13 protein-coding genes are annotated in these 16,044 nt (G+C 35.4%); all 13 read right to left on the bottom strand.

Translation table 11 applies throughout. The features are described from left to right. Positions 1-14: 14 nt before the first annotated feature. Positions 15-797, bottom strand: a complete 783-nt coding sequence (locus tag GT508_RS01140; RefSeq protein WP_227079875.1) for a glycosyltransferase family 2 protein — start codon at positions 795-797, stop codon at positions 15-17. Positions 798-817: 20 nt separating this feature from the next. Next, positions 818-1,819: a glycosyltransferase family 2 protein gene (locus GT508_RS01135; RefSeq protein ID WP_139009766.1), complete on the bottom strand. Its 1,002-nt coding sequence runs from the start codon at positions 1,817-1,819 to the stop codon at positions 818-820. 141 nt (positions 1,820-1,960) lie between these two features. After that, the gene (locus GT508_RS01130; protein WP_161143396.1) at positions 1,961-3,460 is read right to left on the bottom strand and encodes a hypothetical protein; all 1,500 of its coding nucleotides are present in this window, start codon (positions 3,458-3,460) and stop codon (positions 1,961-1,963) included. 24 nt (positions 3,461-3,484) lie between these two features. Continuing rightward, a complete protein-coding gene (locus GT508_RS01125) occupies positions 3,485-5,926 on the bottom strand; it encodes a L,D-transpeptidase family protein (RefSeq protein ID WP_161143395.1) in 2,442 nt (813 codons plus the stop codon). 29 nt (positions 5,927-5,955) lie between these two features. Further along, a complete protein-coding gene (locus GT508_RS01120; RefSeq protein ID WP_161143394.1) occupies positions 5,956-8,187 on the bottom strand; it encodes a GH25 family lysozyme in 2,232 nt (743 codons plus the stop codon). Beyond that, the gene (locus tag GT508_RS01115) at positions 8,150-9,118 is read right to left on the bottom strand and encodes a glycosyltransferase family 2 protein (RefSeq protein ID WP_161143393.1); all 969 of its coding nucleotides are present in this window, start codon (positions 9,116-9,118) and stop codon (positions 8,150-8,152) included. Before GT508_RS01115 ends, GT508_RS01120 begins: the two co-directional genes overlap by 38 nt. Before the next feature lie 267 nt (positions 9,119-9,385). Beyond that, positions 9,386-11,212, bottom strand: a complete 1,827-nt coding sequence (locus tag GT508_RS01110) for a sulfatase-like hydrolase/transferase (protein WP_161143392.1) — start codon at positions 11,210-11,212, stop codon at positions 9,386-9,388. A gap of 117 nt (positions 11,213-11,329) precedes the next feature. Next, positions 11,330-11,743: a GtrA family protein gene (locus GT508_RS01105; RefSeq protein WP_161143391.1), complete on the bottom strand. Its 414-nt coding sequence runs from the start codon at positions 11,741-11,743 to the stop codon at positions 11,330-11,332. A 97-nt stretch (positions 11,744-11,840) separates the two neighbouring features. After that, positions 11,841-12,107, bottom strand: a complete 267-nt coding sequence (locus GT508_RS01100) for an HPr family phosphocarrier protein (RefSeq protein ID WP_055281752.1) — start codon at positions 12,105-12,107, stop codon at positions 11,841-11,843. Between the two features lie 25 nt (positions 12,108-12,132). Beyond that, on the bottom strand, positions 12,133-13,461 hold the full coding sequence (locus GT508_RS01095) for a CdaR family protein (protein WP_161143390.1): 1,329 nt from the start codon (positions 13,459-13,461) through the stop codon (positions 12,133-12,135). Then, positions 13,442-14,320, bottom strand: coding sequence for a diadenylate cyclase CdaA (gene cdaA / locus GT508_RS01090; protein ID WP_117597166.1), 879 nt, complete (start codon positions 14,318-14,320; stop codon positions 13,442-13,444). Before cdaA ends, GT508_RS01095 begins: the two co-directional genes overlap by 20 nt. A gap of 45 nt (positions 14,321-14,365) precedes the next feature. Beyond that, entirely contained in the window at positions 14,366-15,598 is a 1,233-nt protein-coding gene (locus GT508_RS01085) for a DUF1097 domain-containing protein (RefSeq protein WP_161143389.1), read from the bottom strand. Further along, positions 15,599-15,994: a hypothetical protein gene (locus tag GT508_RS01080; RefSeq protein WP_028087429.1), complete on the bottom strand. Its 396-nt coding sequence runs from the start codon at positions 15,992-15,994 to the stop codon at positions 15,599-15,601. Positions 15,995-16,044 lie beyond the last annotated feature (50 nt).

Below are 16,044 nucleotides of genomic sequence, written 5' to 3'. Positions count from 1 at the left end.
GTTTACTTTTGCACCTATAATTCATTCGATTTTTCACTTTTAGCATATACTTTTGCTAATAACTTAGCAATTTGAACCGGCCAAAATTTTCTAAACATAATATAATCTTCTTCGTTTCTTGCATTATCTCCCAAAATAACCGATGTTTCCGATTCTTCATGGATTCTATGATACATTTGTATCTCATTCAAATATACAAAAGATCCTTGTCTTTTTGATAACATTTCCCATGCTTCCCAATCCTCATCACTTCGGAAACCAGGTTTAAATATTTTTTTTGGTAAATTTTTTTTCATATATGTAACTGATGGACAACAAATAGGGCACCCAAAAGCCAAAATTCTTCTTCGAACAAATTTTGATTTCTGAAGTCCCCGTATCCTCAATGGCATTAACATAATTCTTTTAATCTTCAACAGTTTATTATGATACACTGGTTTTTCATTACGTAATTCTGCATAATCCGTAAAGATAATCAAAGGTTTCTTAACTCCTTTTACTGCCTTACTAATATGTTCCGCATATTCCGGCAAATAAACATCATCCTGATGTGCAATTGTAACCAGCTCAGTATCCGCCATCTTATAAGCATAATTCCAATCTTGAGTAATTCCTTTTTCGCCTTTATTTATAAAATATGGCAAATTATATTTTTTTGATATTTCTTCTAAAAAATCATTCGGTGTTGATGTCACTAATATTATGTTCGACTTGATTGTCTGATTTTTTAAAGATTTTATACATTTTTCCAAATAAGCGCTCTCTTTATACGCACATATTGCAAATGTATGGTTCATACTATTTTTCCTTCCTTTCATCAAAAAACGGAGAGTATCTCCGATATTACTCCCAAACAGTGAAACTTCATTCCTTGAACAAATATCCATGTTCCACCTCTTTGTACAAAATTCATATTTTTAAATCTTCTTAATTTAACATACGGGTTTTTATAACAATCAGGAAAATATTTTTTCATAAAAGTATTAATTTCATTAACCATGGCCCTTCTTATTTTTCTTTCACAATTTCTTCCTATGTCGAAAATGAGGGCTGTCCATATTCTACATATAAAAAACTCTAATTCTTCTTCGGTAATATTTTTATTAAATTGTTTTCCAAATTCAATACACTCTTCCATCGCCTGAAATGGCAACTGACTCATTTTTAATTTTCTTTTTTTAAAAGTAACTGTAGTAGATGCTGGATTTGTCCTGTAAAAATAATCTGGCATCTGAATTACTTGTACATTATCTGCTACCATTTCCAACTCAAGCATTAATGGAATGTCTTCACATATAATTCCTTCTTTGTATCTCATGTGATATTTTTCCATTAAACTTCTTTTTATAATCCGATTGCATGATATATATGACGGAATTCTAATGCTTCCTTCAGAATAGTTCGCATTATATATTTTTAATAGATTTCCTTTTTCATCCACCTTCGTATAATTACATAGTACCATGTCTGCATTAGTTTCTTTTGCTACATCCACTAATTTTTTTATATAATTCTTTCCTATATAATCATCACTATCAATAAATATCAAATATTCTCCTGTTGCAACTTCTAATGCGTGATTTCTTGCCGCTGATTGTCCTTGATTTTTTTGATAGATTCCTCTAATTATTCCTTTATATTTTTTTTCATAATATTTAATAATATCTGCCGATCTATCTTTACTTCCATCATCAACCACTAATATCTCGAACGCTTCCTCTATTGATTGACTTACTATGGAATCCAAACACTCTTTTAAATATTTTTCGGTATTATATACCGGCACGATTATCGTAATTAAAATCTTTTTTTTATCCATGCCAAGCCTCCCTATTTTTAGAACTAGACACTAAAACATTTTAATTATATATTATTAGAAGATGTAAGTCAACCTCTGCATTTTATTTATAAATATAATAGAGGCGCAATTAATAAGTCATTAATTAACACCTCTATTATATCACTTATAACATTTTTTGAATCTCATTAAAATCTTTTCAAATTCATACGCACATCCCGGTATCAGCACAAAAACATACGGATATGTATACTGGCTTTTTCCTTCCCAAAAAATATGAAAAATGATTCCTCCCAAAAAAAACAGATACAACAAATCACTTTTCTCGCGATATTGAGAACTACGCCACCTAAATATACACGAAAATATCAAGATGTTCAATACTAACGCTTTTATAAATATGCTACACACTTTTTCAACATTTTTTCCTGAATACAAAGAGTTTAATATTGTTGATTGTACATAGTCTTTTGTATCAATACATGGTCCACTCCACACCGACTGAAACATTGGTTCACACCACATTGAAACTATTTTTTTTCCATAAAATTTTATAGTCCGTCCCGGATTTTCAATACTTTTTTTTAAATTATCTTTTATCTTTTTTTGTGATATTTCTCCTGCTTTTTCCGAATCATAATTAGCATCTAATGTATATGTTGCATAATTAGAAATGTCATACCAGCCTGGTGCTTTTTCCGTATTTTCCAAGTCAGTCCCCATTGCAATCCAGGCTGTTGACGGAATTCCATTGTTTTTTTCCACGCCAGTCTCAAATTCATATATTGCTCCTATTACTTTTCCAGACATCAACGTCCCCATGATAATTACCATTGCCAGTGCAAGACTTCTATACTCTTTATTCTTCATAAAATCTAAAAACAATATAATAAATACAGCTATAGCACCTATTAAAAAATTCATTTTCAACACAGCTGCAATAACACACAAAACCGCACTGATAATTGCCATACTTATTTTTCTATGTTCTATAAATTTAAGCACAAAATAGAATGCTGCAATCATTGCACAAAATCCTGGTATTAATCCATACGCAAACATTATAAAAAATAATTGTGGCAAAAACAAGAACTCCAATATTATTACAATTTTGTTTACACTTACATTACATTTAAATATCAAATTAGATATTCTATAGCCAAACCAATTAATCAAAATAATCTCAAATAAATTTATTATATACATTATTTTTTCATTTTTACATATTTTCAACAAAATGCGATCATACGAAACCAATCCCAATTGATTTGGATATATATATAAATATCCTCCTTTTTTTAAACTTGCATAATTTCCATTTGAAATCTGTTTAGCAGCATCTAGTACATATTTGGCATCTGCTCTTATGCATACTTTAATATTTAGGACCATATATATCATAATTGCGATGTACATAATAGTAAATGCCACAAAAATAGTTTTTTCTGAGAATTTTTTCAATCCACAAAACATACTACAGATAATTATTCCCATAACTACCGCAAAAATAATAGATTGCGGTTGAACAAAATATGATACTTTTTCACTTTCATCATAAGCCACACGTGCAGTAAATACACAATTTAATACCATTATAGTTGTAATAGCAATTACTATAATGTAGTGCATAATTTTTCTGCTTATTTCTTCAAGCCACTTCATGTTTTAATCTTCCTTATTGTTAGATTAGTATACAATTACTTTTGTTCCGGATGGAATGGTATCATAAATCCATTTTGCATTTTCAATACTCAGTCTGACACATCCATGTGATGCATTAATACCTAATCTCCCATCAATAATTGTTGATTTACTACCTTGTTTATATAAAACTGAGTGGAATAAATAATTACCGTAGAATTGTGTATAATACCAACATGTATATCCTGAGCCAAAAGAGGTTCCTCGTCCTTGAACCGTAAACGCCCCCTTTACAGTTGGTGTAGACATTGCTCCTGATGTACACGGCCAATATTTAACTTCATTCCAATTATTGACATATCCTCGATAAACTCCCACACGATTAGCTGATGTATCAACTAAAATCAGCCATCCGGTATTACTGTTATATATTTGTGCTTTTAATTCCATACCATTTAAAAGCAACGCACCTGTAACTGAATCAAATCGATATGTTTGTCCTCCGATTACTTGCGTACCATGCAGCATTGCTCCATCTGCTCCATAATACACTTTTTTTCCCGGTAAATTATACCAACCTATTACCATAGCGCCATTCCATGTATTAAAATAATACCAGTTTCCATTTATCTGTTTTTCTCCGTAACACATCTTTCCTTCCGAATTGTAATATACTTTACGTCCTGAAAGCTGATACCATCCAGTAATCATCTTTCCTTTATCAAAGCAATACCAATTCCCATCTATCTGTTTTTCTCCGGAATACGGTTTATCATTTTCATAGTAATATGTTTCACCTTGTGTTCTATAAAATCCCTTAATATATATTCCTGTGACCTTACAAAAATAATATTCCGTTCCATTAATATTATTCCATCCATATTGCATAGCCCCGTATTTATTATAATAATATGTATGTCCGTGATGTTCGCTCCATCCGGTTGCCATTTCTCCTTCTTTTTCTGGATTGAAATAATACCAGTTTCCATCGATTAATTTTTCACCGTAATATCTATCATTGCCTGAATAATAATATATTTTATCATTTTCCTTTCTCCACCCTGGTTTATGTATTCCATTCCATTCATCAAACAAATAAAATGTTCCCTCTATTTCACTCCATCCATGACACATTTTTCCTTCTTTGTCATAATAATACACATTTCCATGATGATTTACCCAGCCCGTTTGCATTATTCCATACACGGGATCAAAATAGTACCAATTTCCATTAATTAGTTTTTCACCATACTGCATAATTCCATCAGAATTATAATAATAAGTATGTTCATGATGTTTAACCCATCCTGTTTGCATAACCGCAGTTACCTCATCGAAATAGTACCAATTTCCATTTATACGACACTCTCCTTTGGCAATTCCGGATGATGTATAATAATATTTTTTTCCGTCTTTTGATTTCCATCCTAATTTCATTGCTCCGTTCCATGTATCAAATTCATACATAAAACCATCTATCTCTTGTTTTCCATATAGCATTTGTCCCGTTTTCAGATCGTAATACACTACTTTCGAAGGCAATTGTAAGAAACCTGTTTGCATTGCTCCAGTCAATAAATCAAAATAATACCAATGACCTTCATATAACAATTCTCCATAATGCATAGTTCCATCTGGATTATAATAAACAATTTTACTTGGCAATTCAACAAAGCCTGTAGTTAAATTTCCTGTTTTTTCATCAAAATAATACCAGTTGTTATTTATCTTTTCTTCGCCATATTTTTGTTTTCCGTCATTTCCATAATAAATTTTATTACCATTATCTTTATTTACGAATCCAGTTAACATTGCCCCATTAAATGTATTAAAATAATAATTATCGCCATCTATACACTGATTTCCATATAACATTTTTCCAGTATTTTGATCATAGAAAACCATTTTTCCAGGCAATTGCAAGAAACCTGTTTGCATAGTCCCTAAACAAGTATCAAAATAATACCAGTTTCCATCTATCTTTTGCTCACCATACAACATTGCTCCATCTATTCCATAATAAACAGTTCTTCCATCCGTAAGTTTATAAAACTTATTTTTTACCATTTCTCCATTTGAATCAAAGCAATACCATTTTCCATTTATGTTCACCTCGCCAATAAGCATGCTTCCATCAGAAGAAAAATAATGTTCTTTTCCATCTGCAAGCGTTTGAACTCCAAATTGCATCGCCCCATTCCATGTACTAAAATAGTAATGCTTACCACTTATTTCTTGTTCTCCATACTGCATTGCTCCTTCGGTTCCATAATACACAATTCTCCCATCCGGTAATTTCATAAAACGATCTGTGACTTTTTTACCATTCTCAAAATAGTACCAATTCCCATCAATCTGTTTTTCTCCTGTATATAGTTCATCCTCTTGCTCAATCAATGCATTTTCGGCATATGTATATTGTTGTAATCCTACTCCACTTAAACCAAATACACCAAGCATTAATCCCAATACAATACCCTTTTTCATATTTGCTTTCCTCTCTTTTTTATTAATAACTATTTAATCCGAATACCATCGTTATTATAATAATGTTTATTCTTCCATCCGTTTTTTAACATTGCTCCATCCCATGTACTAAAATAATACCGATTATCTCCTATCTTCTGTTCTCCATACTGCATTTCACCTTTTGTATTGTAATACACAACTTTACTTCCAAGATTCACAAACCCCGTCTGCATTGCTCCTGTTACTGGTTCAAAGTAATACCATTTTCCATTTATCTGTTTTTCTCCATAACACATACTTCCTGTTGTGCTATAGTACACGGTCTTAGTTCCCAAATCAACAAACCCTGTCTGCATTGCTCCTGTTGCAGGATCGAAATAATACCATTTTTCATTGATTCTCTGCTCTCCATAACATTTAGATCCATCGGTCTTATAATATACTTTACCTTCTTTTTCGTTTCTGAAGCCTTTGTACATTGCACCATCCCATGTACTAAAATAATACCGATTATCTCCTATCTTCTGTTCTCCATACTGCATTTCACCTTTTGTATTGTAATACACAACTTTACTTCCAAGATTCACAAACCCTGTCTGCATTGCTCCTGTTACTGGTTCAAAGTAATACCATTTTCCATTTATCTGTTTTTCTCCATAACACATACTTCCTGTTGTACTATAGTACACGGTCTTACTTCCCAAATCAACAAATCCTGTCTGCATTGCTCCTGTTGCAGGATCGAAATAATACCATTTTTCATTGATTCTCTGCTCTCCATGGCATTTAGCCCCATTCGTTCCATAATAGACTTTTCCAATATCAGTATCTCTAAATCCTGTAAACATTGCTCCATTGAATGTGTTAAAATAATATTCCTCACCATTTATATTTTGTTCACCGTAAATCATATATCCTTCATTGTTATAATATACGATTTTATTTCCCACATTCAAAAATCCTGTCTGCATTGCTCCTGTTACTGGCTCAAAGTAATACCATTTTTCATTTATTTTCTGTTCTCCGTATCTCATAGCCCCATTATCTCCATAATAGACTATTTTCCCCGGTAAATTCCAAAATGTTGCTTTTATCATTTTCCCATTTTGATTTTCATCAAAATAGTACCAACTATTATTTATTTTCTGCTCTCCATATAACTTTTGAGTTCCCGAATAACAATATGTTGCGCCGTCTTCTTCTACTAAGTGTATTCCGTTTAATGTTCCAAAATCCATATTCAAATCAACTGCTGTTGTTATTCCATTGACACTTCCTTTATCAGAGCACTGCCACATTAAATATTTCCCTGAATATGTACATTTATAATTATACTGAGCTACCCATTTTTTATAATTATTAAATGTTGCATCTGTCAAATAGTTAGTAAACCAATCTGTATTTGCGTATATTCCAACTGTATAACCAGCTGCTTCTATTTTATTACAAAATGTCTCTGCAATTTTTGCAATTTCTGCAGCACTTACTTTATTTCTCACTTTAATTTCTTCTAAATCATAATAAATAGGATATGTTAATTTTTTTCCCTCAATCAATCTCAATACATGTTCAGCTTCACTTGCTGCTTTTTGAACAGAATCAGCATAAGAATATATATACACACCATACGGTATTCCTAATCTTTCACATTCCGACACATTATAACTCCATTTTCTGTCATCTTGATTCGTCTGATTCATACCATATCCACATCGAATAATCGCATAATTCACATCCGTATTTTTTACCTTGTTCCAATCAATCTGTCCGTTATGCTCACTTACATCTATTCCTTTCGCCACAACTCCTTCTATTTTTTGTCCCAAGCTGTTATAAAAATTACCATCAATATTTGTCCATGGCGCAACTGATCTTGCCGCATATCTCGCCGCTCTACTATTTGTTGAATCTTGAACTATTAACTTTCCATTTTGATATCTCCAACTGTTTGCCTCATCATTTTTTTCAGCCTCATTCAAGTCCGTTTCTTCTAATGATTGATTTTGCACATTTTCTTTATCATTATCGTCAGTCAATTCCTCTTGGGGATTGATATCATTATTCTCTGCATAACTCTCATCAGTTGTATTCTGTAACACATTTCCGTCACTAATTTCTGCATTATTCTCAATAGCATATGCATTACTAGGCATTCCAGAAACACACATTATTCCCATCATTATTACTACACTCATTCTTATATATTTATTCTTTTTCATCCTTTTACCTTTCTTTAGTTCATTAGTCATTAATGCTATTATCTTTACTTGTTCTTTCACTGATAATATATCTCGGTCTATGCTTTACTTCCAAATAAATTTTTCCGATATACTCTCCCAACACGCCTAAACAAACCAACTGAATTCCTCCAATAAAAGCAACAATACATACCATACTAGCCCATCCTGCAACAGTTTTCCCTAAAAGTGCCATAATAATTGACCATACTACTCCACAAAAACTTAATATTGCAATACAACTTCCTAGACAAGTTATCATTCTAATCGGTTTTATGCTCAGACTAGTAATTCCATCAAAAGCAAGTGCCAGCATTTTATTCAATGGATAATGGCTTTCCCCTGCAATTCTTTCATGCCTTTCATAATATACGGAAGTACTTTTAAATCCAACCAGCGGAAACATTCCTCTCAAAAATATATTAACTTCTTTATAATTCGAGAATTCGTTTAATACTCTGCTCGAGACCAATCGATAATCAGCATGATTAAAGACCACTTCTGCTCCCATTTTATTCATCAACCAATAAAATCCTTCTGCTGTAAATCGTTTAAAAAATGTGTCCGTATCCCTTTTGCTTCTTACTCCATATACAATTTCACTACCGTTAAGATATTCATCAACCATTAAATTCATTGCATTAATGTCATCTTGTCCATCACAATCTATTGAAATTGTTATATCGCACTCATCTTTTGCCTCCATCAATCCTGCCAGAACTGCATTCTGATGCCCTCTATTTCTGCTTTGGCTAATTCCGATATAATGTTTATTTTTTTTGGCTAAATCACTAATAATTTCCCATGTTTTGTCTTTACTTCCATCGTTAACAAACATTATTTTACTTGAATCATCAATTTTATCATTTTGAATTAATTCTGTTATTTTATCCAAAAACATTTCACATGTTATCGGCAAAACTTTTTCCTCATTATAACAAGGGATTATAATATACAAAGTTGGTTTTTTCATTATTGTCACCTTTCATCTACTTTCATTAAAGATATCTATGCTACTGTTAATAATAGTATAATAATCCTTTCTTTTTTTATCAAGCGGTTTTATATTTTAATAGTATTTTATCGATCAAATTAAAATTCTATAAGAAATAGTGCAATCTTTAAATACAATTTTCCTCATTTTTCAATTTAATTCTAAGATAAAAAACATCCCTCAAGCAGATTCAAATTATTATTTAACTGCTCAAGGGATATTGTATTAATTCATTATTTCTGTATACTAATTTGATATATTTTTTGTTGTCTGAGCAATATTGTACAAATCACCATTTCCATCAACAAGATATATATGAATATTATACACTCCTTCCGATGAATCGTACCCTCCTATATCGATGTTACCTTTCCACTTATTTCCATCATACATTGCCAATGGCACCCATTGAAGATCACTCTGATCATCATACTTCCACACAGCTGCCATAATAGACTGTATTCCCTTATCCGCATACTTTACTTTTTTTACTGTAATTGGAATTTCTTTTGTTTCAGCATTATATTTTCCTGCCTTAGCCTTCGCTATCGGATCCGTCTGCGCAGCTATCTCTTCTTCATATTTTTTCTTATCTATCTGTGCCATCTGATTCAATAATTTAGACTTTCTTTTCAATTCTTTTTCTTCTTTTTCGATTCCAAACCGCTCTGTTAAAGTCTGTTGTGTCGAATATAAATTCGTTCCAAGTCCCAGACGATCACCCTCTATCTCAACTCCCATTGCAGCAAGTGTTGTCGGAAAATTATCAAAGGTCGTATAATTTCTTTTCTCATTAGTTTGTTTCTCTGCTCCGGCATTAATATATGTGGTGTAGACCCGTCTTTCGTAATCCTTATCCACATCCTCACAAAAGTCACTGTCCATCGTTGGATGATCTCCTGATATGACGATCGTTGTATCTGCAGCAAAATCCTGCTGCTGTACCCAGTCAACAAATTCTTTTACTTGTCTGCTTGAACAAGCCATTACATTCGCATACTGATTATCTCCGAATGTATCCGGACATATATCACATACATATCCATCTTCAAAATGTGTGTCCACTGTCAACATCGTAAGATTAAACGGATTATCCTGCTGAGACAGTTCTAATAACTTTTCTTTTGCAAATCCGAATAATTTTTCATCTTCATATCCCCACCAGACTTTATAATCTTCCGGAATCAAACCATTATCATGTGCATAATCGTAATCCATGATGTCATATTGACCATGATCTGTAAAATATAATTTTCGTCCACCGAATGTTGCTTCTGAACCGATTAAAAGTGTCTGTGAATATCCTTCGTTTTGAAGAATATCTCCCAACGTTGTTATTCCCGGAAAAAATGAACCCTGTGTATCCATACCATTTCCATCAATCGAGGTATTCAACGGCAATCCCGATGTTTGCCCAAACATCGCTCCCATTGTCCAAGTCGTCCCCGGCATGGAATAGCCGCCGTTCAATTTATTGCTTTTTCCTGAAAAATCCTCATTTTCCTGTGCAAGCTGTGTCAGCTCCGGAATTACATTTTGTTTAAATGCACCACCGTTTTCTTTGTCTGCATATGTCATTTCCATTGATTCCAAAAAAATATATATCAAATTACGCTTCTGCTCTGGAAATGTAATATTTACACTTGACGGATCTACATAATTATCATCGATAAATGTAGAATATGTACTCTGCCCCTTCATATAATTCGAAACATCTAATCCATTCCATGTTACACCTACTGTAATTCCTGTCACTGCAACAGCTCCTGCGGAACATACTATAGCAATTTTCTTCAAGATTCCTGTATGCTTTCTATTCGCTGCTATTGCAAAAAGAATACATCCCAAAATCAATATCACCGGAACTGCACATTCATTACAATAGTCCTTGATCATATCGGTATTTGTACCCTCTAAAGGTGCTGTAAGATGATATACCAGTTCATCCATTGTCAGATTTGTCCATGTTTTAAACATCCATTTTGCACTAAATGCAAGAAGTGATGCTAACAACGCCAGTATGGTGCTTAAAACCAGCCCTACACCTAAGATTATCTTATGTTTTTTCTTCATTATTCTTCTCTTTTCACTTAATTTTTCGTATTTAGACGGAAAATATTATATATAATTTTCACAAGTGTTACAACCAAAATCATTAAAATTTTATCATTTTTTCACACTTTACGTAAATTATTTCTTAAACACAACCAACCTCTGTCCAATATAATTAAATACTACAAATGCGCCCATTCCAACCAACATAGACAGGTTCTCCTGCACACTCTTACTCTGATTATGAAGGATCCATGACACAACCGGCTTTGCCATCCCATATGCCAACAGATAACATATTGTAATATTTATCACGAACATCCCCAGTTGCTTCCAGGATCTTTCTTTATTCTGGAACGTAAAGTATTTATTCAGGAAATAACTCACGATACTTCCCACCACATAATTCGATGCAGAAGATACCCAGTAGCTCAGATGCAGTAAATTGTATGCCGCAAACATTACTCCTGTTCCTACTAATGTATTTATAACTCCAACCATGATAAATTTCCAAAATGTAATATCCAGCATATTTTTAATCTTGTCCTTCATATGTTTTCCCTTTCTTCAGCCAAATTTTATTTATTTCATACAACAAACGGCTCATGTCACACACAAGCCGCCTGTCATATTTCCTTATTACTTTTTCTTACTCTCCAAGCCCGCTCTCGACCGCATCCATCATTGCTTTCATGGCCTCTTCTTCATCTTCCCCGTCGCAGATAAGCTCGATTTCATCTCCCGATTTCACGCATGCTCCAAGGACACTCAATACACTTTTCGCATTTGCTGCAGTGTCATCGTTATACATGAATTCTACTTTGCATTTGTATCTGCTTGCTATGTTACAGAACATCCCTGCAGGTCTGAGATGTAGTCCCGTCGGATTTGTTATTGTAACTTTCTGTCTGATCATAATGTATTCTCCCCATTTCTGTCTGTTATTCGCTCTGGTCGTTCTGATTGTTTTCATCTGTCTTTGTCTGACTGTTGTTCTGGCTTTCCCCCTGTGTTTTACTGCTCTGCTTTGAGTTTTCAAGCGTGATCTCCACATTCACTTCATTCACAAGCTTGCAGCCATCCGGCAGTTCGACAGACACCGGAACGGTATATGTACCAGGCTCTGTATAATTCTTAAGATCAATGCTGACTTTCTTCGCAGGTGAGAACAGATTCAGCACATCATTCGGTCCCTTCACCTGTATCTCCAGATCAACGTTAGATCCGTAATTGATGCTCAGTCCGTCCGCTATATTCTCCAGGATGATCGATCCTGTCGATATCTCAAAGCTCTTTGTTCCCGGCTGTTGTACCTGGATGGATATTACCACCTTATTCGCATTCTCTTCCGCAAGGGACACACCGCTCGGAAGATAAGATGAGATGTCAATGGTCTGCTCCGTTCTCTGTGTCAGTTCTTCCAATTTCAGGGCACTCGGTGGAATATCGATCTCTGATATCTCTGCAAGCGTACTCTTATCACCTGTCACTTCCACTTCCTGCGGTTCTACCGTGATCTTGCCAAGTTTATACCCTTCTGCTGCCGACACCTCTGATGTATCCACTTTAAGCGGCACACTTTTTACCTGAAGCAGTTCTACTTCAACACTAACTCCTTCTTTTCCAAGGTTGTTTGCAAGAAGTGTCTGGTCGATCACGTTATTATTTGCATCATACAGTACCAGTTTTGCTTCTACCGTCTCATCTTCGGATAATCCGGATACATTTGCTTCTGCTGTTACTTTTGCAATATTGTTAATGATTCTCTTCGGTCCGCGAAGTGTTACTTTTTCTGGAAGTGCTTTCAGGCTTCCCACTTCATATCCGTTTCTTACCGTTCCTGTTGTTGTCGGTGTGATTGGGAAATTATTCTTTGCTTCCTCATCGATCTGGATCTGCAGATTTCTTGGATTTGCCGTTGCCTTTTCATATTTTCCTGTATATCCTTTGACCGTTACTTCAATCGGCACCTGTGTACGAAGCGTCAGTTCTTTCATGTTCGCTGTCGCAACAATATCCTCTGCCCTGATCTTATCCAGTACTGACCGCTGTGCTGTAACTGTTACATTAATCTCCTGTGTGTTATCCACGATCTGATACGTATTATTATTGTCTGTAATCACTTCTTCATGCGTTACCTGCACCGGGATATTGGAAAATGTCTTGTCATCCACCGGATCATCGATATTCACTACAACCAGCCATAAGAATGCCGCAATCAGGAAAGCCAGTATTTTCAGCGCAAGATTGTTAGTTATTCTTTTTCGCATGCTTCCGCCATCCTTTCCACATTGCCTTTATTCTGTTGGTTTCACTGCTCTTATGCTGTACCTCTTCCAGCTTCACACGAAGTTCTGCTTCATTGATACTTCTTGTAAGCTCTCCTCCCTGTGCGACTGACACAGCTCCTGTCTCTTCTGATACCGTAATGACCAGTGCATCACTGACTTCGCTCATTCCTACTGCCGCACGGTGTCTGGTGCCCAGATCCTTGCTGATCCCCATATTATCCGAGAGGGGAAGATAGCAGGTTGCCGAGACGATCCTGTCACCTCTTACGATGATCGCACCATCATGAAGCGGTGTATTATGTTCGAAGATATTGATCAGCACCTGACTTGATACCAGACAGTCCATCTGGATTCCGGTGCTTTCATATTCCGTAAGCCGTATTGCCTGTTCTACGACAATCAGAGCCCCTGTCTTGACTTTTCCCATGGCAAAGCATGCACGGATAATATCCTCTCTTGTTTCTTCACTGAAACGTATCTCCCGGTTCTGTTCAAAAGGAACAACTGATGTCAGGAATTGCTTCTCTCCAAGCTTTTCCAATGCCCTCCGCAGTTCCGGCTGAAATACTACAATTGCCGCTGTAGCCATGACCGTCAGTGAATTTCTCGCGATGAACAGGATCGTATGCATCTTGAATATAGCTGCGAGAAGAATAAAGCCCGCAAGTACAATGATTCCTCTGAGCAGCATCCATGCTTTCGTATTCTTTATCCATATGATGATCTGATAGATTAGAAAAGTGAGGATCAGAACTTCTATGATATCTGTGATATGCACTCTCGGAATATAAAGTCCAATTCCATATTTATCAATAAAATCTGCAATTGTCTGTCCCATTCCTCTCACCTCCCTGCATGGTTTTTAATGATTTTTTCTGTCTTTCTATCTTTTTCTGCGGTTGCCTGCATGAAATTCATTTTCCAGACTCTGTGTCAGAAGCATCTTATCTACATCTTTCATGTCATGTTTCTTCGGTGCCGGTCCTCTCTTCGGCGAATGCTTTCTTGCCTGACTTGCCCGGATCTGTGCCGGACTTCTATAGTCTGCATCACCATATGACGGCTTCCGTTCTGTTTCTCTTTTCTGTCCATGTCCCGCATGTACTTCCAGATCGATGGCTTTTGTCTCTTCTTCCGCCGTATCCTGCGACAAACGTTTTACCGCTTCTGCATCGATGATCTCCGTCTCCTGACGTTCATTGATCTTCTTCACAGTCTTCTCCGGCGTTGTCATGGCAACCTTCGGTATTGCTTTTACATAGTAATAATATTCATCGTCTTCAAACTGCAGACGTTCACTTCTTGCATAATCTACCGAGAACAGGAATAATTCCAGCACAAGTCCTGCAACGGCTGCCACAATATTTCCTATGATCAGCGGACCATAGGAGGTGTTTACGCCCAGTGCAATACTTCCCATTGCCGTTACGACCACATTGGCAATTGCTCCCGCAATAATCCCAATCTTCCAGGCATGATCCAGTTCCTGTCTGCGAATGGTATAAATGATAAAAAATCCAATGATAAATGCAACTATGTAGAGCCACATTTCTTTATTTTGGAACACTTTCTGTACGTATGTGCTGATCTCGGCAAGCATTGCCTTACTTCCAGACGTCTTAGATGCCGCACTTATTTTCTTAAGATATTCCATCATATAATATACAACAGTTCCACATCCCATCGGTACAAGACTTACCGGTGTATAGATCAACGCACATGCAACCGGTACCACAAACGGTATCTTAAGTGCAAATGCAATCGGTGTCAGAAGCACAACAAATGCCATCTTCGGTGCCAGTCTGATATAAAATATATACATGATCAGGAAGATCAGTGCAAACACTGCGAATATGCCTATGGACGCTGCCAGTGTATGTGCAAGCAGCAGTATCGTTGCAAGCACCACCATAACCGCAGGTGGAAGGAAAGTAGCAACCACAGCCAGCCCCAGAGAGATCACCGGTGAGGAAAGTGATTTCATAAATCCTGTATTCTGATTGATCATTGTAAATGTTATCATTGCCAGTATGAACTGAAAGGCTTTATCAAATGACTTGGAATGCTTCCCATAAACCGCTTCTATTCTTTCACGTATTACATATATATTGTCCATCTATCTTTTCTCCTTTTCATACATTTTCAGCAGTTGAATCAGATTATGATTATACTTTTTCACTCTTTTCCTTGCCTTTTTGTGTTTCTCATTATAAATGTGACTGGCAATTCCGCAATATACGATCACCACACCCACATAGCCTGCCAGAATGATCAGAAAAAGGAACAGGATCAGACCATTCGACATATTACTCATTATATCCTCCACACCGGCCAGTAAAAGCAGCGCCACCAGACACACATAACCGACTGATACGCTCAGAAATGCATATATAACGTGCAGGCTTGCATAATCTTTTCTATAATAGGAACTGATCTTAAAATCTTCTTTTCCATAAGTCTCTTCATAGAGAGCAAGCTTTGTCATTAATTTTACTTTTCTCTCATCTAACATATATCCACCTCAACATGATATTAATTCCATAAAAACATCATTTTAAGTAT

This window comes from Dorea sp. BIOML-A1, from assembly GCF_009875615.1.
In the GTDB taxonomy this organism is placed as follows: domain Bacteria; phylum Bacillota; class Clostridia; order Lachnospirales; family Lachnospiraceae; genus Dorea_A; species Dorea_A amylophila.
The sequence above is the reverse complement of the archived record's forward strand: the minus strand, read 5'-3'. Positions and strand labels throughout refer to the sequence as shown.

Coding starts and splice junctions, on each gene's coding strand:
- GT508_RS01140 (WP_227079875.1), bottom strand. CDS start 797: ATGAACCATACATTTGCAATATGTGCGTATAAAGAGAGCGCTTATTTG.
- GT508_RS01135 (WP_139009766.1), bottom strand. CDS start 1,819: ATGGATAAAAAAAAGATTTTAATTACGATAATCGTGCCGGTATATAAT.
- GT508_RS01130 (WP_161143396.1), bottom strand. CDS start 3,460: ATGAAGTGGCTTGAAGAAATAAGCAGAAAAATTATGCACTACATTATA.
- GT508_RS01125 (WP_161143395.1), bottom strand. CDS start 5,926: ATGAAAAAGGGTATTGTATTGGGATTAATGCTTGGTGTATTTGGTTTA.
- GT508_RS01115 (WP_161143393.1), bottom strand. CDS start 9,118: ATGAAAAAACCAACTTTGTATATTATAATCCCTTGTTATAATGAGGAA.
- GT508_RS01110 (WP_161143392.1), bottom strand. CDS start 11,212: ATGAAGAAAAAACATAAGATAATCTTAGGTGTAGGGCTGGTTTTAAGC.
- GT508_RS01105 (WP_161143391.1), bottom strand. CDS start 11,743: ATGAAGGACAAGATTAAAAATATGCTGGATATTACATTTTGGAAATTT.
- GT508_RS01100 (WP_055281752.1), bottom strand. CDS start 12,107: ATGATCAGACAGAAAGTTACAATAACAAATCCGACGGGACTACATCTC.
- GT508_RS01095 (WP_161143390.1), bottom strand. CDS start 13,461: ATGCGAAAAAGAATAACTAACAATCTTGCGCTGAAAATACTGGCTTTC.
- cdaA (WP_117597166.1), bottom strand. CDS start 14,320: ATGGGACAGACAATTGCAGATTTTATTGATAAATATGGAATTGGACTT.
- GT508_RS01085 (WP_161143389.1), bottom strand. CDS start 15,598: ATGGACAATATATATGTAATACGTGAAAGAATAGAAGCGGTTTATGGG.
- GT508_RS01080 (WP_028087429.1), bottom strand. CDS start 15,994: ATGTTAGATGAGAGAAAAGTAAAATTAATGACAAAGCTTGCTCTCTAT.